This window comes from Actinomadura sp. 9N407 (assembly GCF_044326315.1).
Lineage (GTDB): Bacteria > Actinomycetota > Actinomycetes > Streptosporangiales > Streptosporangiaceae > Spirillospora.
This window is the reverse complement of sequence record NZ_JBIRAW010000002.1, coordinates 491,252-510,158: the sequence shown is the minus strand read 5'-3', so window position 1 is coordinate 510,158 and position 18,907 is coordinate 491,252. Positions and strand designations below refer to the sequence as shown.

General features: G+C 72.4%; 16 protein-coding genes and 1 riboswitch. Of the genes, 9 read left to right on the top strand and 7 right to left on the bottom strand.

Translation table 11 applies throughout. From position 1 onward, the window contains the following. Positions 1–16: 16 nt before the first annotated feature. The 5 genes from ACH34Q_RS05075 to ACH34Q_RS05055 all read right to left on the bottom strand — a co-directional run bounded on the left by ACH34Q_RS05075 (position 17) and on the right by ACH34Q_RS05055 (position 6,659). Entirely contained in the window at positions 17–1,351 is a 1,335-nt protein-coding gene (locus ACH34Q_RS05075; RefSeq protein ID WP_395981541.1) for a M48 family metallopeptidase, read from the bottom strand. Continuing rightward, entirely contained in the window at positions 1,348–2,628 is a 1,281-nt protein-coding gene (locus ACH34Q_RS05070; protein WP_395981540.1) for a hypothetical protein, read from the bottom strand. Before ACH34Q_RS05070 ends, ACH34Q_RS05075 begins: the two co-directional genes overlap by 4 nt. Positions 2,629–2,722: 94 nt before the next feature. Then, entirely contained in the window at positions 2,723–3,493 is a 771-nt protein-coding gene (locus tag ACH34Q_RS05065; RefSeq protein WP_395981539.1) for a CHAP domain-containing protein, read from the bottom strand. Positions 3,494–3,502: 9 nt separating this feature from the next. Then, positions 3,503–3,642: riboswitch (cyclic di-AMP (ydaO/yuaA leader) on the bottom strand. A 474-nt stretch (positions 3,643–4,116) separates the two neighbouring features. Beyond that, positions 4,117–5,157, bottom strand: a complete 1,041-nt coding sequence (locus ACH34Q_RS05060; protein ID WP_395981538.1) for an NlpC/P60 family protein — start codon at positions 5,155–5,157, stop codon at positions 4,117–4,119. A 239-nt stretch (positions 5,158–5,396) separates the two neighbouring features. Continuing rightward, positions 5,397–6,659: an NYN domain-containing protein gene (locus ACH34Q_RS05055; RefSeq protein ID WP_395981537.1), complete on the bottom strand. Its 1,263-nt coding sequence runs from the start codon at positions 6,657–6,659 to the stop codon at positions 5,397–5,399. A gap of 288 nt (positions 6,660–6,947) precedes the next feature. Between ACH34Q_RS05055 and ACH34Q_RS05050 the strand changes: the two genes are divergently transcribed. The 3 genes from ACH34Q_RS05050 (at position 6,948) to ACH34Q_RS05040 (ending at position 9,880) form a co-directional block, all read left to right on the top strand. Further along, a complete protein-coding gene (locus ACH34Q_RS05050) occupies positions 6,948–8,726 on the top strand; it encodes a DEDD exonuclease domain-containing protein (RefSeq protein WP_395981536.1) in 1,779 nt (592 codons plus the stop codon). Between the two features lie 51 nt (positions 8,727–8,777). Beyond that, positions 8,778–9,524, top strand: a complete 747-nt coding sequence (locus ACH34Q_RS05045) for a rhomboid family intramembrane serine protease (protein WP_395981535.1) — start codon at positions 8,778–8,780, stop codon at positions 9,522–9,524. A 68-nt stretch (positions 9,525–9,592) separates the two neighbouring features. Further along, complete coding sequence (locus ACH34Q_RS05040; RefSeq protein WP_395981534.1) at positions 9,593–9,880, top strand: Lrp/AsnC family transcriptional regulator; 288 nt, start codon at positions 9,593–9,595, stop codon at positions 9,878–9,880. 95 nt (positions 9,881–9,975) lie between these two features. On the opposite strand, the gene trpD is transcribed toward ACH34Q_RS05040, so the two are convergent. After that, positions 9,976–11,040 (bottom strand): anthranilate phosphoribosyltransferase, encoded by a 1,065-nt coding sequence (gene trpD / locus ACH34Q_RS05035; protein ID WP_395981532.1) that lies wholly within the window; start codon positions 11,038–11,040, stop codon positions 9,976–9,978. Further along, positions 11,040–11,462 carry a hypothetical protein gene (locus tag ACH34Q_RS05030; protein WP_395981531.1) on the bottom strand — a complete coding sequence of 141 codons (423 nt, stop codon included), beginning with the start codon at positions 11,460–11,462 and terminating at the stop codon, positions 11,040–11,042. The genes trpD and ACH34Q_RS05030 overlap by 1 nt, the downstream gene beginning before the upstream one ends. Before the next feature lie 346 nt (positions 11,463–11,808). On the opposite strand from ACH34Q_RS05030, the gene ACH34Q_RS05025 reads away from it, so the two are divergent. From ACH34Q_RS05025 to ACH34Q_RS05000, 6 genes are all read left to right on the top strand, one after another. After that, positions 11,809–12,468, top strand: a complete 660-nt coding sequence (locus tag ACH34Q_RS05025) for a heme-copper oxidase subunit III (protein WP_395981530.1) — start codon at positions 11,809–11,811, stop codon at positions 12,466–12,468. A 124-nt stretch (positions 12,469–12,592) separates the two neighbouring features. Next, the gene (locus tag ACH34Q_RS05020) at positions 12,593–13,513 is read left to right on the top strand and encodes a c-type cytochrome (protein WP_395981529.1); all 921 of its coding nucleotides are present in this window, start codon (positions 12,593–12,595) and stop codon (positions 13,511–13,513) included. Beyond that, positions 13,510–14,616 carry a Rieske 2Fe-2S domain-containing protein gene (locus ACH34Q_RS05015; RefSeq protein WP_395981528.1) on the top strand — a complete coding sequence of 369 codons (1,107 nt, stop codon included), beginning with the start codon at positions 13,510–13,512 and terminating at the stop codon, positions 14,614–14,616. Before ACH34Q_RS05020 ends, ACH34Q_RS05015 begins: the two co-directional genes overlap by 4 nt. Next, positions 14,613–16,271, top strand: a complete 1,659-nt coding sequence (locus tag ACH34Q_RS05010) for a cytochrome bc complex cytochrome b subunit (RefSeq protein WP_395981527.1) — start codon at positions 14,613–14,615, stop codon at positions 16,269–16,271. Before ACH34Q_RS05015 ends, ACH34Q_RS05010 begins: the two co-directional genes overlap by 4 nt. A 134-nt stretch (positions 16,272–16,405) precedes the next feature. Further along, positions 16,406–17,536 (top strand): glycosyltransferase family 4 protein, encoded by a 1,131-nt coding sequence (locus ACH34Q_RS05005; RefSeq protein ID WP_395981526.1) that lies wholly within the window; start codon positions 16,406–16,408, stop codon positions 17,534–17,536. Between the two features lie 35 nt (positions 17,537–17,571). Next, positions 17,572–18,366, top strand: a complete 795-nt coding sequence (locus ACH34Q_RS05000) for a hypothetical protein (RefSeq protein WP_395981525.1) — start codon at positions 17,572–17,574, stop codon at positions 18,364–18,366. Positions 18,367–18,907: the final 541 nt, after the last annotated feature.

Genomic DNA, 18,907 nt, shown 5'->3' with positions numbered 1-18,907 from the left:
AGGGACGCAGTGCCTCCTAAGGACGCAGTGGCGGAGGCTCCGGGACGCCGTGCAGTCGCGCCCACTCGCGCGCCAGGGCGATCCGTTCGGGAGCCGAGGGGTGGCTCATCCACAGGACGCGCTCGACGATGTCCGGATCGAGGTCGGAGATGTTCCGTACCGACAGCTCGTGCTGCATCGACACGAACGTGGCGGGATCGCGCGCCAGGTTCAGGGCGTGGGCGTCCGCGCGGGCCTCGATCCGCCGGCTGATGAGGTTCTGGACGGGCCCGCCGATCTGCATCGCCACCGCCACCATCGCCACCAGCAGCGCCACCGAGCGGGGGTCGGCCGCGTTCGGTGCCTTCTCGCCCGGTTCGGCGGGGACACCTGCGCGGCGCAGCAGGCGCGGCGAGCCGAGCATGAGGTAGAACAGGCAGACGGCACCGGAGACGCCGAGAGCGCCGATCAGCGTCCCGGAGAGCACGTCCCCGTTCTTGGCGTGCCCCAGCTCGTGCGCGACGATCGTCTCGATCCGGGCGCGCGGGGTCGACTTCAGCAGCGTGTCGTACACGACGATCCGGCGCGTCGAGCCGAACCCGGAGACGTAGGCGTTGAGCGCGGTGGTGCGCCGGGACGCGTCGGCGACCAGGACGTCCTTCACCGGCACGCCGTCGCGCTCGGCCATCGCCAGCAGGCTGGTGCGCAGCTCCCCGCGCGGCAGCGAGTGGAACTTGTTGAAGACCGGCTCGAACGCGACCGGATAGAGGAACGAGATCGTCACGACCAGGAGGAAGCCGCCGGCCGCCGCGCCCGTCCACCAGTACCGGGGGAAGCGCCGCAGCACCCAGTAGAGCAGCAGCAGAGCCACCGACCAGATGACCCACGTGATGGCGAGCGACTTGAGGTCGTCGACGATCCAGGCGGGCCAGGACTGGGTGGAAAGGCCGTACCGGCGCAGGATGACCTCGCCCCAGACGGCGAACGGCAGCCCGGCCAGATGGACGACCGTCGTCAGCACGACGGCCGCCACCGCGACCCGGAGCGGGCGGCGCCGTACCCGCGCGGTGGACCAGGAGATGAGGCGCGCGCCCAGCGGGGTGAGTCCGAGCACCAGCACCACGGCGAGGCCGGTGAACAGGCTCGTGTACGCGCGGGGGGCGAGCGCGGCGTCGAACGCGCGGGACCGGGCGATCTCCGAGGCGCTGAAGTCGCGGGCCGGGTCCACCGGTACGGACCCGCCCGGGACGTCGCCCTCCAGCGGGTTCCACGGGGTCGTCAGGGCCAGCACCGCGCCCACGGCCGCGAACAGCGCGACGGCGGTGAACGCGGCCGCCTTCCTGGACCGCCCGTCGGGTCCCGCTCCGGTCATCCCAGTTCCTTCCGCAGGTGGTCGCGCCAGGCGGCGGTGAGACCGGCCGGGCTCAGGCCCAGGACCTCGCGCAGCGCGGCGGCCTCGGGGCGCTCGCCCGCGGTCCGGTAGAGCCGCACCAGCGCCGCCTCACCGTACCGGTCGGCGATCATCCGGCAGGCCAGCCAGGCCTCCTGGTACGACTGCGCGAGCCGTCCGGAGCCGCCGTCGAACGCGGCGCGGCCGGGCAGCGCGGCGGGCAGCCGCCCGGCGGCCACGTCGCGGTGCAGCTCGCGGGCCGCCGACCGTACGCTCACCGCCCGGCCCTTGTAGCCGACGTAGTCGGCGAAGCCCTCGATCAGCCAGAGCGGGGTGCGGCCGTCGCGGGCACCGCCGGTGGCCACATGGGTGAGCTCGTGGGTCAGGACGACGTCGCGGCCGAGGTCGTTGAGGCGGCCGAAGGTGTCCGGTGCGATGACGATGCGGTCGGCGCCCGGGCCGCCTGCGGTGGGGACGACCGTGGCCAGCGCGGCGATCTCACCCAGTTCCAGGCCGCCGCCGCCCGCGAGCGCGCCGGCCCGCGCGGAGTCGGCGGGTACCAGCGCGACGGCCCGCCGGGACCAGTCCCGGCCGGCCAGGGGACCCGCCACCCTGGAGACGGCGGGGACGGCCTCGTCCAGCCGGCGGGCGATCTCGTCCAGCCCCGGGGCGTCCCCGATCACCAGGCCGGCCCGCCCCTTGACGACGGTGAGCGGGCCGCCGTCCCAGATCGCGGCGTCGTCGGGGCGGCCCCGGGACGTACCGTCGCCGGCGATGACCCACAGCCCCGAGCGCGGTGCGAACGCCAGATGGCGCGTCCGTGTCAGCGGGGCGTCGTCGTGGCCGCGCAGCCGGTACCGCAGGTTCACCTGGACGAGAGCGGCGCCGCCGGTGGTGGACTCGACCCGCTCGAAGCGTTCCCGCCAGCCGTCCAGGGGCAGCTTGAGCAGGTTGTCGAGCATCGTGGACTGCGCCTGCCGGTAGGCGGCTGGGGCAGTGGCGACCGTGGCCATGAAGGCGGCCCGGTCGCGCTTGCGTACGGCGTCGGCCCGGTTGGCCAGGACGGTCGCGATGGCCCGCTCGTCCGGGCGCCCGACATCCGCCGCCGATGCGGAGGCCGAGGACGGCGTGCCGGAACCGGTATCGCCGGAACGAGCGGCGGTCAGGCCGAGCCCGGCGAGCACGCAGGCGGCGGCGCCCGCGGCGAGGACCGCCAGGGTCCTGCGCCGCGGGACGCCCCGTACGCGCCGTTCGTCCATGCGCGCGATCCTATTGAGCCCCGCGCACGGCTCGCGCCCGGAGTGAGCGCCTCACAGGGCTCGTCTCACGGTGTTCGTCTCACGGGTGCTCGCCTCACTTGGCGTAGTCGGGGTAGCCGTAGCCGACGATCTGGCCGGCGGACCGCTCCCGGACCTTGACGGCGTTGCTGGTGTTGCCCTCGACGGTCCGCACCCGGCCGTCGCCGAGGTCCTCGACGACCATCCCGACGTGCTGGATGTCGCCGAGGCCCTTGCCGCCGTCCCAGGCGAAGAAGACGATGGCGCCGGGCTCGGGCTCGTCGCCCCACCGGTCGTTGTCCTGGAACCAGCGGGCGTGCGCGATGGTCCAGGCGTCGCTGCCGATCTGGTCGGTGAAGCCGATCTGCTCGCCGATCCAGGAGATGAACATGCTGCACCACTGGGCGTCGTCGTAGCCCTTGATGGAGCCGCCGTCGCGCTGCACGGTCTGCTGGGCCCGCTCGGTGGACATGTACCAGTCCTGGAACTTGGTCTGGCCGTCGCCGTTCTCGGAGATGCCGACCTGGTCGCGGGCGACCTCGATGGCGTCGTCGGCGGTCGGCTTCTTGCGCTGGGCCTGCTGCGCCTTCGCGCCGGAGGACGCCTTGGGGGCGGCCTTCTTCGGCTCCTTGCGGTCCGCGGCCCTGCCGCCGGTCCGCTCGTGCGCCGCGCTCGCGGCTCCGGCCGCCCAGGAGGAGCCGGTCCGGTCGGGGGACGTGCCGCCTTCTCCGGCGAACGCCTGCGTGCCGGCGGCGGCCACGCCGATGACGGCGGCTCCGGCGACGATGCCGCCGGTGGTGCGGAGGCCGACGACCAGGGGGTGCTGCTTGCGATGCTTGCCTGCCACGGTGGGGGCTCCTCAGCTTCCATGCCGCCTACCGGGTTAGCTGACGGGTTCGGGCGTGGAAGCTGCCCTACGGCCTGTGGAAGGCCGATGCACCCCATGGGACATGTGGGTCCCCGGTTCCGCGTTCGCGGATTCGGCGGTGGGCGCCCGTACGGCGGGCGCCCGGCTATCGGGTCGGTGGTCAGATCTCCCGGGTCCCGGCCGCGGGCTCAGGGACGAGCGCGGATGGACCGGGAGAGGGGACGGGCGGCCCCGGGAAGGGGACTCGCCCACGGCTAGGGCCCGATGGGAGGGCCGCCGTGACGCGTTCGCAGCACCCATGCGCGCTGCGGGTCGTTCACGGACGGCCGGGCCGGCCGATTGGGGAGAGACCCGGCACCTGGAAGGTACCGAGCGGGGCGGCACCTGGACGGTGCCGCGGGGCGGTGGTGCTGGAGTGCACCACGGGCCCGGACGACGCCTGGGGGGCGCCGTAAGTGGACACAAGGTACCAAAGGTCCACGAATAGGCAAATAGGACACCAAAAAACCGGCGGACCAGGAATAACCCGGTCCGCCGGCGGCAGTGCTGGAAGGGCCCCGCGGGCCCTCGTACCGGCGCTCAGCCGGCTTCTGGAAGGACGGTCAGGGCCGGCCCGCTCCGTAGTAGTTGGAGAGGTAGTAGCCCGAGGTGATGCTGACGACCTCGACGTTCTTGCCGGTACGCGGCGCGTGGATCATCTTGCCGCCGCCCACGTACAGCCCGACATGGCCGAGGCTGTTGAAGAACACCAGGTCACCGGGCTGCAGGGAGCCCTTGGCGACCCGCTTGGTGGCCGCGTACTGGGAGTTGGTCGTACGGGTGATGCCGACGCCCGCCGCACCCCAGGCCTTCATCGTCAGGCCCGAGCAGTCGTACGAGCTCGGGCCCGAGGCGCCGTAGGAGTACGGCTTGCCGAGCTGGGCGTAGGCGAAGTTCAGCGCGGTGCGCGCCGAGCCGCTGGCGGGTCCGTTGTAGGAGCCGCCGGTGGCGCCGCCGCCGCCCGAGGACACCGGCTCGCCCAGCCGGGCCAGCAGCGCCTTCTGCTTCTTGGTCTGCTTCTCGACCTCGACCTTCTCGGCCTTGGTCTCCTTGGCCTTGGCGAGCGCGTCGTCGTAGGCGGCCTTGGCCTGCGCCTGCTCCCGGCGCACCCGCTGCGCGGACGCCAGGAACTGGGTGAGGTCGGAGCTCTGATTGCGGGACAGGTGCGAGAAGACGGCGGCCTGGTCGAGCACGGCCTGCGGGTCGTCCGCGCCCACGAAGCCCGCGACGTCGCCGGTGTCGCCCTGCTTGTACGCGGCGGCGGCCATCCCCGCGATCTTCTCGCGGAGCTGGTCGTAGGTCGCCTGCTCCTCCTTGCCCGACAGCTGGGTCGCCTTCCACTTCTTCTTGGCGACCTTGTACTTCTCGCGGGCCTGGTTGTACTTCTCCACTCGCTGCTCGACCTGCTCGTTGAGCTTGGTGAGCTTCTTGCGTTCCGCGGCCGGGTTCGGCGCGGCGTGCGCCACCGAGGTGGGGAACGCAAGCGAGGCGGTCAAGGCGAGGCAGAAGGTCGCCGTGAGCCGGCGGGAGGCGCCGCGTCCCTGGATGAAGCCCTGGCGGGAGCGCTCCGGCGCTGAGCTCGCTCCGGTGAGATCACTGGCCACGATCGGTAGTGCCCCTCTCGTCCACGTTGTCAGCGGTCGACACTAGCGAGGGGCACCACCCGTCACAACCGATTCGTTGGTCTTCGGCCGCCTAATACGGGCTTTGTCGGCGCTCTGTGAGACAAAGATCACGAAGCGCGTTCGTTTGGGGCGTCCGCGGACACGCTGCGCGACACATCGTCGCCCAGCGGGGAACGCCCGGCCGTCACCAGGAGTGACCGCCGGGGCGGGAGTGGCGGTCAGGAACGGCCGAGGCGGCGCAGCAGCAGCGTGGCGGGCGCGGGCCTGGCGTTGGCGCGCCGGGCCGCGTCGGCGACCTCGCGGTCGGTCGAGACGACCACGACCGCGCGCCCGGGCGGCTCGGCCCGGACCAGCTCGCCGATGAGCTCGTCGGCGGTGCTGCCCGGCCGGCTGAACAGCACCCGCACGCCGCGCGGCGCCGCGATCGCCACCGGCGCGTCCAGCTCGGCGCCGTCGAAGACGCAGGTGACCTCGGCCCGGGTCTGCGCGGCCAGCCCGCCCAGACCCGACAGCAGCCGGCCGCGCTGGTCGGCCAGTGGCAGCTCGCCGTAACCGGTCTTGGTGACGTTGTAGCCGTCCACGACCAGGTGCACCTGGGGCAGCGTCAGCAGCCGGTCCAGCAGCTGCGGGTCGTCGTCGGACAGCGCGCGGCCCGGCAGCGACCGGTGCGCCGTCCGGTCGGGCTCGATCCCCGCCACCGCGTCCGCGGGCCGCGCGATCGTCGAGGGCAGCGCCAGCTCCCTGCGCACGCCCTGGGCGGCGTCCACGAGCGTGTCGAGCAGCATCCGCAGCCGCACGTCGTCGACGTTGCGGCCCTCGCGGGACGCGCGCCTGGCGGCCTCGGCCGAGGTCTCCGCCCGTGACAGCCGGGCGCGCAGCTTGCGCAGCTCCTTGTCGGCGGCGGCGGTGCCCTCGCGGGCGGCGGTCAGCTCCCGCTCGGTCTCGGTGGCCAGCGCGTCGGCGCGCTCCTGGGCGGACTTGGCCCGGAGCCGCGCGTCGTGCAGCTTGTGGCGCAGCTCGGCGATCTCGGCCTTGCCCTCGCGCAGCTCGGCGCGCAGCCGGTCGACCTCGGCCGACCGCGCGGTGCGGGCGGCGGCGACCTCCGCGCGCAGCTCGGCGATCCGCCGTTCGGCCGCCTCGCCCTCGGAGACGCTCGCGGATCGTTCCAGCTCGGCGCGGGCGGCCTCCACCAGCCGGGTCCAGCCGGCGGGACGCAGCAGGTAGGCGATCACCGCGACCTTGACCGGATCGGCGGCGGGCGGCAGCCGGCCCTCCTCCACCGCCTCGGCCAGCGTCGGCTGCGCCGCGCGCACGGGCACCGCCACGCGGGTACGGAACTCGGGGTCCTTCTCCAGCTGCGCGGCGATGTGCTGCCCGGCGAGCTTGGCCCGCTTGCGGCGCTCGAACCGGGCGAACCGGCGCAGCGGGACCGGGATCTCGTCGGGCGGCAGCGTTCCGAGCAGATCCGCGGCCGTCTCCACGACTCCCACCCGCACCGCCTCGGGAAGGGGGCGGGTAAGGCGTTCCTCCGCCGCCGGGCCGCTGTCGATGATCCCGCTCCTCCCAGGCCTTGTGGTGCCGCCGGTGCGCCTGAGCCTCCCCGGTGCGGTGCACCCTAACCGGCGAACCCCAGCCGACGAACTCTGGCCAGCGGACCCTGACCAGCGAGAAGGTGCACCTTAACCAGCGAGAACCAGGGCACCGCCCGGCGTGTCCCCCAACCCTAGCGGCCCGCCCTTCTGTCGGTGGGGTGCTCTACGGTCACCGCCATGACCGCCGCACGCCCCGAGCCCGCGCCGGCGCACGGCGTCCAGGGCACCTTCGACGACCTCGGCACCCCGCTGGCGGAGGTCACCTTCGTGGTGGTGGACCTGGAGACCACCGGCGGGTCGCCGGCCGAGTCGGCCATCACCGAGATCGGCGCGGTCAAGGTCCGCGGCGGCGCCGAGCTCGGCGAGTTCGGCACGCTGGTCGATCCGGGGAGCGAGATCCCGCCGTTCATCACCGTGCTGACCGGCATCACCCAGGCGATGGTCACCGCCGCGCCGCGGATCGAGTCGGTGCTGCCCGCGTTCCTGGAGTTCGCCCGGGGCTGCGTGCTGGTCGCGCACAACGCCCCGTTCGACATCGGCTTCCTCAAGGCCGCCTGCGCCGCGCAGGGCTACGCCTGGCCCGCGTTCGCGGTCGTCGACACCGTCGACCTGGCGCGCCGCGTGCTGACCCGCGACGAGGTGCCCAACGCCAAGCTGGGCACGCTCGCCCGCTTCTTCCGTACCGGCACCCAGCCGTGCCACCGGGCGCTGGCCGACGCCCGCGCCACCGTCGGGGTCCTGCACGGCCTCATCGAACGGCTCGGCTCGTTCGGCGTCACGTCGCTGGAGGAGCTGCGCGGCTTCGCCAAGGCGCCCACCCCCGAGCAGCGGCGCAAGCGGCACCTGTCCGACGACGTCCCCAGCGCCCCCGGCGTCTACGTGTTCGAGGACGCGAGCGGCGAGGCGCTCTACATCGGCAAGAGCGGCGACCTCAGGAGCCGGGTGCGCAGCTACTTCACCGGCTCGGAGACCCGCGGGCGGGTCCGCGAGATGGTCGGCCTGGCCGAGCGGGTCCGCCCGATCGTGTGCGCGACCGGGCTGGAGGCCGAGGTCCGCGAGCTGCGGCTGATCGCCGAGCACAAGCCGCGCTACAACCGGCGCTCGAAGTTCCCCGAGCGGGTGCTGTGGCTCAAGCTCACCGTCGAGCCGTTCCCGCGGCTGTCGATCGTCCGCGAGTGCCGCGACGACGGCGCCGCCTACCTCGGCCCGATCTCGTCGCGGCGGCAGGCCGAGGAGGCGCGGGCGGCGGTGCACGAGGCCGTCCCGCTGCGCCAGTGCACCCAGCGGCTCACGCCCCGGCTGATCGAGGACGGCAAGGCCCGCACCTGCGTGCTGGCCGAGCTCGGCCGCTGCGGGGCGCCCTGCGAGGGCCGCGAGACGGTGACGGCGTACGACGTCCACGTGACCTCGGCGCGCTCCGTGCTGGCCGGTGACGTCCGGCCGGTGGTCGCGGCGGCCCAGGTGCGCATCGACCGGCTCTCGGCCGAGCAGCGCTACGAGGAGGCCGCGGCGCAGCGCGACCGGATGGCCGCGTTCGTCCGGGCGGCCGCGCGCGGCCAGCGGCTGGCGGCACTGGCCGGCTGCCCGCAGGTGGTGGCGGCCCGGCCGGCCTTCGACGGCGGCTGGGAGCTGGCGGTCGTCCGGTACGGCCGGCTCGCCGCGACCGGCACCATCCCGCCCCGCGCGCACCCCCGGGCCTACGTCGACGCCCTGATCGCCACCGCCGAGACGGTCTTCCCCTGGTCGGTCACCAGCGGCGCCCCCGGCGGCGCGGCCACGGCCGAGGAGATGGAGTGCGTCCTGCGCTGGATGGAGTCGCCCGGCGTCCGGCCGGTCGAGGTCGACGGGACGTGGACGTGCCCCGTGCACGGCGCCGAGCGGCTGCGCGGCTGGATCGACAACGCCTACGCCGCCCGCGGCCTCGGGGAACCCAGGCCCGGCCGACCACTAAGGTGACGGGAAGGAATCCGGCCTACGATCCCGGCGAATCTGCGAGGACTCCCGCACATGGCCATGCCCCTCTACGACAGCCAGCCCGCGCGCCGGGTCCCGTGGGTGACCTACCTGCTGGTGGCCGCGAACGTGGTGATCTTCCTGATCACCCCGATGGCCAACTTCTCCCAGTGGTACGGCGAGGGCACGGTCCGGGAGTGCAACGCGGCCCGCTTCACCTTCGAGTACGGCGCGGTGCCCAAGGAGCTGACCACCGGCGAGCAGCAGCCGATGCCAGCCGAGATCGTCCAGCAGTGCGGGCCCTCCGAGTTCGACAAGGCGCCCTGGTTCTCGGCGTTCTCCTCGATGTTCCTGCACTCGGGCGTGCTGCACCTGCTGGGCAACCTGGTGGCGCTGTTCGTGGTCGGGATGGGCGTGGAGGACCGGCTCGGCCGATGGCGCTACCTGATGTCATACCTGCTCTTCGGCCTGGTCGCCGTGTACGGGTTCGCCTGGGTGTCGCCCGACTCCACGACGCCGCTGATCGGCGCCTCCGGGGCCATCGCCGGCGTGCTGGGCGCCTACCTGATCCTCAATCCGCGCGGCCGCATCGTGAGCCTGGTCCCGCCGGTGGTGATCCGGCTGCCCGTCTGGGTGGTCCTCGGCTACTGGTTCGTCCTGCAGTGGCTGTCGCTCGGCGACTCCGAGAGCAACGTCGCGTACGTGGCGCACATCGCGGGCTTCCTGGCCGGCATGGGCTTCGCCGTCCTGGCCCGCAGGGCCGGGCCGTCGCGCCGCCTGGCGGCCCTGAGCCGCGGGTAGCCGGCCGCTGCCGATAGAGTCGATCCCGCTTGGGAACAGACTCAGAACCGACGGTGGGGGAGGGTGCAGTGGTCACCGCGATCGTGTTCGTCAAGGCCGACGTCGCGCGCATCCACGAGGTGGCCGAGAGCATCGCCGCCCTGGACGGCGTCAGCGAGGTCTTCTCCATCACCGGTGCGTTCGACCTGCTCGCGATGGTCCGGGTCCGCCGGCACGACGAGCTGAACGACGTGATCCCCGGCCGGCTGAACAAGGTGCCCGGAATCCTCGACACCGAGACCCACATCGCGTTCCGCACGTACTCCCAGCACGACCTGGAGGCCGCCTTCTCGCTGGGCCTCCCGGACGCCGACTGATCCCCGCCAAGCCCCCAGGCCTCCGCTGAGCCGCTGCCCCCGCCGAACCCTTCGGCGGGCCTCTCCCGAGGGCGGCGCCCCCGGGAGAGCCGCCGTCAGGGCCTGAGCGACTGGGTGAGCTTGACCCACTGGTCGAGCGTGACCGCCGCGCGGCCCTCGTCCAGGATCTCCCCGGCGCGGGCGTAGGCCGTGCGCAGCGCCCCGGTCAGCCCGTCCGGCGCCGGCGCGCCGGCGTAGGCGACCATCAGCGCGGCCGCGTTCAGGCACACCATGTCGCGGACCGGGCCCGGCTCCCCGGCGAAGACCTCGCGGGCCACCCGGGCGTTGAACGGGGCGTCCGCGCCGCGCAGATCGTCCGGCCGCGCGGGCGGGATGTCCAGCTCGGCCGGGTCGAACGTGGTCTCGGTGGAGGTGCCGTCCCGGACCACCCAGACCGCCGAGGTACCGGTGGTGGTGAGCTCGTCGAGGCCGTCGTCGCCCCGGAAGACCAGCGACGAGCAGCCGCGCTCGGCGAACACGCCCGCGACGATGCCCGCCATCCGGGGATGGAAGACGCCCACCGCCTGCGAGGTGGTCCTGGCCGGGTTGGTCAGCGGGCCGAGGAAGTTGAAGACCGTCGGGGTGCCCAGCTCGCGGCGCGGCACCGCCGTGTACTTGAACGCCGGGTGGTAGAGCGGCGCGAAGCAGAACGTGATCCCGACCTCTTCGGCCACCTGGGCCGTCCGGTCCGGCGGCAGGTCGATCGCGACGCCGAGGGCCTCCAGCAGGTCGGCGGCCCCGCACGAGGACGAGGCGGCGCGGTTGCCGTGCTTGACGACCTTGACGCCCGAGGCCGCCGCGACCACGGCGGCCATCGTGGAGATGTTGACGGTGTGCGCCCGGTCACCCCCGGTGCCGACCAGGTCGCCGATCGGGCCCGGGACGTGGATCGGGGTGGCGTTGGCCAGCATCCCGTCGGCCAGCCCGGTCACCTCGGCGACCGTCTCGCCCTTGGCCCGCATCGCGACCGCGAACCCGGCGATCTGGACGTCGGTCGCCTCGCCGGTCATGATCTGCTGCATCGCCCAGGAGGTCTCCCGGCTCGTCAGCGACTCGCCGTCGAGCAGCGCGTTGAGCAGCGCCGGCCAGCTGGTCCGCGGGTCCGTCGTCCGCGGCTCCATTACAGGACCGGCAGGCGGCCGGCGGCGCGCTCGCGCATCAGCCCGGCCACCCCGTTCGCCAGCGCCATCGGGTCCAGCGGCAGGCCGATCACCTTGTCGGCGCGCGACCAGGTCGCCAGCCAGCCGTCGTCGCGCCGGGCGATGATCGCCAGGAACGGCGGGCAGTCGTACACCTCGTCCTTGGCCTGCCGGCAGACGCCCAGCCCGCCCGCGGGCTGGGCCTCGGCGTCGACCACCGCGACGTCGATGTCGCCCGCGTCGAGCCGTTCGACCACGGCCGGCTGGGTGGCGACCTCGACGTACTCCACCAGCGGAAGGTCGGCGGCGGGCCGGCGCCCGATGGCGAGCCGGATCTGGGCACGGGTGTTCGCGTCGTCGCTGTAGACGAGAACCTTCATCGGGCTCTCCGGGGCGGTGCTCATGCCTGCAGAGGTTACCGGCCCGGTACGGGTTCGGCCACGGCCGCCCCGAAGGACCGGGAGGCGCGGCCGGAAGGCGCGGCCGGAAAAGAGCCGGCGGCGGGAACCGCGGCCGTGCCCGTTCCGTTTCCGGAACGTGGCCGCGCGGGCGCCACCCGGCGCGCCGGAGCCGCGCCGGGGCCGTCCGGGAGCCGTCCAGGAGCGGATCGCCGCCGGTCGGGACGCTTCCAGGCCCTTGCCGTACGGGTGATGCGGGTGTTACGCGGGCGACCGGAACGGTGCGTGCGGGACACGCTCGGAGGGCGCTGAAGGGGGGTCATGCGTCGGTCGCCCGACCAGTGACGTAATAATGGCGCCCGTGGCAACAGCATCCGCGATACAAACAGCACCTCACGCTCGGGCGAATCGTCCCAACCTGGTCAGCGTGGGGACCATCGTTTGGCTGTCGTCCGAGCTGATGTTCTTCGCGGCGCTGTTCGCGATGTTCTTCACGATCCGCTCCGTGACGATCGGCCAGTCCGGCGATGACGCATGGCCGGGCGCGCATCTCGACCTCCCCCTGGCGGGCTTCAACACCCTGATCCTGGTCCTGTCCTCGGTGACCTGCCAGATGGGCGTGTTCAAGGCCGAGGCCGGCAAGGTCGGCCGCGACGGCGGCCTGCTCAACTTCAGGCGCTGGGGACTGCGCGAGTGGTACGTGCTCTCGCTCCTGATGGGCACCTACTTCGTGCTCGGTCAGGCCTACGAGTACTACAGCCTGGTCACCCATGAGGGCCTGACGCTGTCGTCATCGGCGTACGGCTCGGTCTTCTACCTGACCACCGGCTTCCACGGATTGCACGTGACCGGCGGACTGGTGGCCTTCCTGTTCGTCCTCGGACGGACCTACGCCGCCAAGCGATGGACGCACGAGCAGGCGACGAGCGCGATCGTCGTGTCCTACTACTGGCACTTCGTGGACGTGGTCTGGATCGGCCTGTTCGCGACGATCTACCTGCTCGACCTATGACCGTCCTTCGGGCGAAAGCCCGGGGGGTCTGGGGGTCCGCCCCCAGAGGAGACTCTGACGTGCTGACCAGCTGACCCGACGTGCTCGAACTTCTACCGACGACAAGACCCGAACGGGGATTTCCGTGAAAAGGTTCACCGCATGGCGACGGCGCCCCTGGGCGGGCTACGCCGTCGTGCTGGCGGCCCTGGCGGCGATCGGCGTGATCTACGCCGGTTTCCAGCCGCAGCCCGAACGCGCCGAGGCGGCGAGCACGGCGCAGGCCGCAGACGATCTGCAGAACGGCAAGGAGCTGTTCAACAAGAACTGCGCCAGCTGCCACGGCCAGAACGGCGAGGGCCTCAAGGACGCCAAGGGCCAGCCGATGGGCCCGAGCCTGATCGGGGTCGGTGCGGCCTCGGTCGACTTCCAGGTCAGCACGGGCCGGATGCCCGCGATGAACCCGGGCGCGCAGATGCCCCGCAAGGAGCCGATCCCCGCCTTCGACGTCAACATCCGGACCGACTACGAGGACCCGGCGCAGCGCAAGGCGGCCGAGAAGCAGAAGGCCCAGGCCGAGAAGAACCTGGCCGACCTGCGGGCCTACATCCAGTCGCTGGGCGGCGGCCCCGAGGTGCCGACCGCCGAGATGGTCGACCCGAAGGACGGCGACGTCGCGCTCGGCGGCAAGCTGTTCCGGACGAACTGCGCCCAGTGCCACAGCTTCGTGGGCTCGGGCGGCGCGCTGACCGGCGGCAAGTACGCCCCGCCGCTGGACTCCGCCGACGTCACCCCGGTGCAGATCTACGAGGCCATGCTGACCGGCCCGCAGGCGATGCCGGTGTTCAACGACGGCACGCTCACCCCAGAGGACAAGCGGGCGATCATCGCCTACATCGTCCAGACGCGCGAGGAGCCCAACCCGGGCGGCGCCGGCCTCGGCCGGATCGGCCCGGTCTCCGAGGGCCTGGTCGGCTGGCTGGTGGGCATCGGCCTGCTCGTCCTGTCGGCGATGTGGATCACCGCTAAGAAGCCGAAGAAGCCGAAGAAGCTGAAGAAGTCATGAGCGACGACAAGGAAACCACCGGCTCCGGCACGGAGCCGGGCGAGGGCGGCGGCCGCGAGCGGGTGATCGGCACGCCCTCGCCGGCGGCCGGCAAGCAGCTGCTGGCCAGCGAGGACATCTCCGCGCCCGCGGGTAAGGGCGAGGAGATCGACGAGAAGTCGGCCCAGCGGGCCGAGCGGATCGTGGCGCTGTTCTTCCTCGCCGCGTTCGCCGGCAGCGTGGCGTTCATCGCCTACTACATCGGCTGGAGCGGCCGCGACGGCGGCATGCACGGCATCTACCGGGCCCAGGAGTCCAACCTCTGGCTCGGCGGCACGATGGCGCTGGCGTTCCTGGCGATGGCCGTCGGCATCACCATCTGGGTGCGCCGGCTGATGACCAGCAAGCCGATCGTCCAGGAGCGGCACGAGCCCGCCGCCGATCCCGAGACGCGACAGGCGTTCAACCAGGCGTTCATGGAGGGCGCCGAGGACAGCGCCATCACCAAGCGCCCGCTGCTGCGCCGCACGCTGCTGCTGGCCGCCGCGCCGCTCGGCCTGGCGCCGCTGGTGCTGCTGCGCGACCTCGGCCCGCTGCCGGAGAAGCGGCTGCGCACGACCTACTGGGCCGACGCGGTCGAGAAGGCCAAGGCGGAGGGCAAGAAGGGCGTCCGGCTCGTCGTGGACGGGACGAACAAGCCCCTCAAGGTCAGCGACTTCAGCTCGCCCGGCAGCATGATCACCGTGCTGCCGGAGGGCATCGAGGAGCACGCGCACCACCCGCTGAACGAGATCGCCAAGGCGGTCACGATTCTGATCAGCGTCCCGGCGGATCAGTTCAAGCCCGCCAAGGGACGCGAGAACTGGCACGTCGGCGGGATCGTGGCGTACTCCAAGATCTGCACGCACGTGGGCTGCCCGGCGGCCCTGTACGAGCAGACCACGCACCACATCCTGTGCCCGTGCCACCAGTCGACGTTCGACGCCACCGACGCGGCCAAGGTCGTGTTCGGCCCGGCGGCGCGGGCTCTGCCGCAGCTGCCGCTCGGTGTGGAGAACGGCTACCTGGTGGCCACCGACGACTTCCCCGAGCCGATCGGACCGAGCTTCTGGGAGCGCGGATGAGCGAGGCAGCAACCGCCCCGAAGGCGGTCGACGGAACGCTGAACTTCCTCGACGACCGCCTGGGTTCCACCACGTTCCTCAAGCGGAACATGAAGAAGGTCTTTCCGGACCACTGGTCGTTCATGCTGGGCGAGATCGCCCTGTACTCGTTCATCATCCTGCTGCTGACCGGGACGTTCCTGACGCTCTGGTTCCAGCCGAGCATGCACGAGGTGGTGTACGACGGGTCGTACGCCAAGCTGCAGGGCGTGAAGATGTCGGAGGCCTACGCCTCCACGCTGCACATCAGCTTCGACGTCCGCGGCGGGCTGCTGATGCGGCAGATCCACCACTGGGCCGCGATCCTGTTCATGGCGTCGATCATGGCGCACATGCTGCGGGTGTTCTTCACCGGCGCGTACCGCAAGCCGCGCGAGCTCAACTGGCTGATCGGCATCGGCATGTTCACGCTGGGCATGCTCGAGGGCCTGTTCGGCTACTCGCTGCCCGACGACCTGCTGTCGGGCACCGGCCTGCGGATCACCCAGGGCGTGCTCGAGTCGCTCCCGGTGGTCGGCACCTACGGCTACATGTTCCTGTTCGGCGGTGAGTTCCCCGAGGGCAACCACGGGGAGATCATCCCGCGCCTGTTCACCCTGCACGTGCTGCTGATCCCGGCCATCATCCTGGCGCTGGTCACCGCGCACATGATGATCATGTGGCATCAGAAGCACACCGCGATGCCGACCAAGCAGCAGACCGAGGCGCAGGTCTACGGCTACCCGTTCTACCCGGTCTTCATGGCCAAGACCGGCGCCTACTTCATGTTCACCTTCGGCGTGCTGGCGCTGCTGGGGGCGTTCGCCCAGATCAACCCGATCTGGCTGTTCGGACCGTACGATCCGGGCGCCATCTCCTCGGCCTCCCAGCCGGACTTCTACATGGGAATCCTGGAGGGTTCCCTGCGGATCATGCCGGCCTGGGAGATCACCGCCTGGGGCCACACGGTCAGCCTGAGCGTGCTGATCCCGGCACTCGGCCCGCTGGGGATCGTCTTCACCGGCGCGGCGGTCTGGCCGTTCCTGGAGCAGTGGGTGACGGGCGACAAGCGGCAGCACCACGTCAACGACCGCCCGCGCAACGCGCCCGTACGGACCGCGGCCGGCATGGCCATGGTCGCCTTCTACGGGATCCTGTGGCTGGCCGGCGCCAACGACGTGCTCGCCGAGCGGTTCCATGTCTCGCTGTTCGCCACGACCTGGTTCTTCCGGGTCACGGTGTTCCTCGGCCCGCTGCTGGCGTACATCATCACCAAGCGGATCTGCCTGGGCCTGCAGCGCAAGGACGCCGACACGATCGGGCACGGCGTGGAGAGCGGCATCATCCTGATGTCGCCCGACGGCAAGTTCACCGAGCGGCACGAGCCGGCGCGCGAGGAGGAGCGGGCGGTGATCCTGAGCAAGGAGAACGCCCGTCCCGAGGCGCCGGCGGTGGACGCCAACGGCGTTCCCGCGCCGAGCAGCAAGGGCCCGGCCGGGCACCTGCGCTCGCGGCTGCAGCGCGCCTGGACCTCCGACGACATCGTCGTCGAGGAGCACGAGCACGGGCACGGCGAGCACGGGGACGAGTCCGAGGTCGAGGGCGGCGAGCGCAAGGAGCTCACCGACCGGCACTGACCGGCACTGACCGGCACCGACAGGCAAGCACTGATAGGCACGGGTCCGAGGCCCGCCACCGGAGCACGGTGGCGGGCCTCGGCTCGTATCGGGCTCGTACCGGGCTCGTACCAGGGCTCGTAGGGTGGGAGCACATGACCAAGACCCTCGTCGTCACCAACGACTTCCCGCCCCGCCCGGGCGGTATCCAGGCGTTCGTGCACAACCTCGCGGTACGGCGCCCGCCCGGGTCGGTCGTGGTGTACGCCCCGGCCTGGAAGGGAGCGGCGGAGTTCGACGCCGCGCAGCCGTTCCCGGTCGTCCGGCATCCGACCTCGCTCATGGTGCCCGAGCCCACGGTCCTGCGGCGGGCGGGGGAGATCCTGCGTTCCGAGGGGTGCGACTCGGTCCTCTTCGGTGCCGCCGCCCCGCTCGGCCTCCTGGGGCCCGCCCTGCGGCGGCGCGGGGCCGAGCGCCTTGTGGGCCTCACCCATGGGCACGAGGCCGGCTGGGCCGCGTTGCCGGGCGCGCGCGCCCTGCTGCGGAGGATCGGCGATGGTACGGATGCGCTGACCTACTTGGGGGAGTACACCCGTTCCCGGATGGCCGGGGCTCTCTCACCACAGGCCGCGTCCCGGATGGCCTGGCTGGCCCCCGGTGTCGATGAGCAAGTCTTCTTCGCGGGAGCGGGTGGGGCCGAGGTCAGGCGCCGGTACGGGCTGACGGACCGCCCGGTGGCCGTTTGCGTGTCGCGCCTCGTACCGCGCAAGGGACAGGACGCCCTCATCCATGCCTGGCCGCGGGTGTTGAAGTCGGTTCCGGATGCCGCCCTTCTCCTTGTCGGGGGCGGCCCGTACCGCTCGGACCTGGAGAAGCTGGCCTCGTCCCAAGGCGTGAGCGACTCGGTCGTCTTCACCGGGAGCGTCCCTTGGGAGGAGTTGCCCGCTCATTACGACGCGGGCGATGTGTTCGCGATGCCTTGCAGGACGCGCCGGCGCGGGCTCGACGTCGAGGGCCTGGGCATCGTCTACCTCGAAGCCTCGGCGACCGGTCTGCCCGTCCTGGCGGGCGACTCCGGGGGCGCGCCCGACGCCGTGCTGGACGGCGAGACCGGAGTGGTCGTCCCGGGACGTTCGGTCGCCTCCATCGCGCGCGCTCTGGCGGACCTGCTGAACGACCCCGCCCGGGCCCGCAAGATGGGCGAGCAGGGCCGCGCCTGGGTGGAGCGCGAGTGGCGCTGGGAACTCCAGGCGTCGCGGCTCGACGCGCTACTGACGCCCTCCTAGACCCCTCCGGCGGGAACAGTGGCAGGATGCGTGTCATGGCGGACGTCGAAGACGCGTGGTCACCGGTTTCCGGCGAGGCCACCGGCTGGTTGAAGGACCTCGACCCCGAGCACTGCCACTCCGGCTACGAACCACCGCGCCGCCCTGACGCGGCGTGGCTCCTGCATTCGATGTACGTGTGGAAGGACGGTCTGGTCACCACCACCCATGACGACGTGCATCAGTCGGCCCGGGCGTCCGGGCTGGCCGAGCCGGACGCGGCCGGCGACGTCGATCTGGGCGATCTGATGGAGGGGGCCGTCGTCACCGGTACCCGGCTGGGCCGCGGCGGCCATCCGGGGCAGGGCTGGCGGCGGCTGCGCTGGGCCGAGCTGGCGCGGGGCTTCGGCGAACCCGTCGTCCCCCAGGGGGAGCGGCCGGGCAGCCGGTGCCTGCGGCAGGCCCATCCGACCGGGAGCTGGTCGGCCGCCGTCGAGCCGCCGGCCGAGGGTTGCCTCGACCGGGAGAGCTGGCGGCGGCTGATGTCCCTGCTCGTCCGGCACGACGTGGACGGAGAGGGCCGGCGCTGCCTGGCGTACTACTGCTCGCTGGTGACCGGCGACTGGGACCGCGACACGGTCCTGGCGGGCCGGCTGGGCGACGCCGCCGATCTCTACGATCATCCGGCGATGCAGAGCTGCCCGTCCGACCTGTGGGCCGAGGACCGCTCGTGGGTCGTCTACTGCGACTGGGACCTGTGGGGCACCAAGGTGGTGGGCCCGCCCTCGCTCATCGAGTCGATCCTGGCCGATCCGGAGCTGGAAGCCCTGCGGCTTCCCTGGACGGGCTGACGTCGGGTCGCCCCGCCCCTCGCGCCGCGGGCGGGGCGCCCGGTCAGGGGCGAGACCGTCCCGGCACTCCCGGAGACCGGTTCCACGCCGCTCCCTGTCGAGGAGGGTCTCCGATCCCCGGCGCTCCGGCCCGGCGCCCGTGGTGGGGGGAGAACCTGGAGGCGGGCGCGTCGTGCGGGACGGCCGGTTCCAGGGGATCGGTACGGCGTGGACGGGAGTGCCGGGAACGATCCCGGCATGCGGCCGCGCGCCTGGTGGAGAAGGGGTGGGCCACCCCGTGGAGGTCGTTCACCGGGGTACCTCCTCCGTGCGTCGACGACCGATGGCAGGACTGACGCTAGGTGCCGTCCGGGGGTGCGGCACGCCCGTTATGTCGGGCTTAAGGCAAGCCTGAGCCGGGCCTAAGCCGCCGGACGGATTCCGGACGGTTTTTCTGTCACCCATCTCCATCGACGGCGCGCCGAGGCGTATGCTCCCGGATTGTCGGAGCGGCCCCGAGCCGCTCCAGGACGAGGCGGGAGCGGAGCGGGCTCCGGCCGCG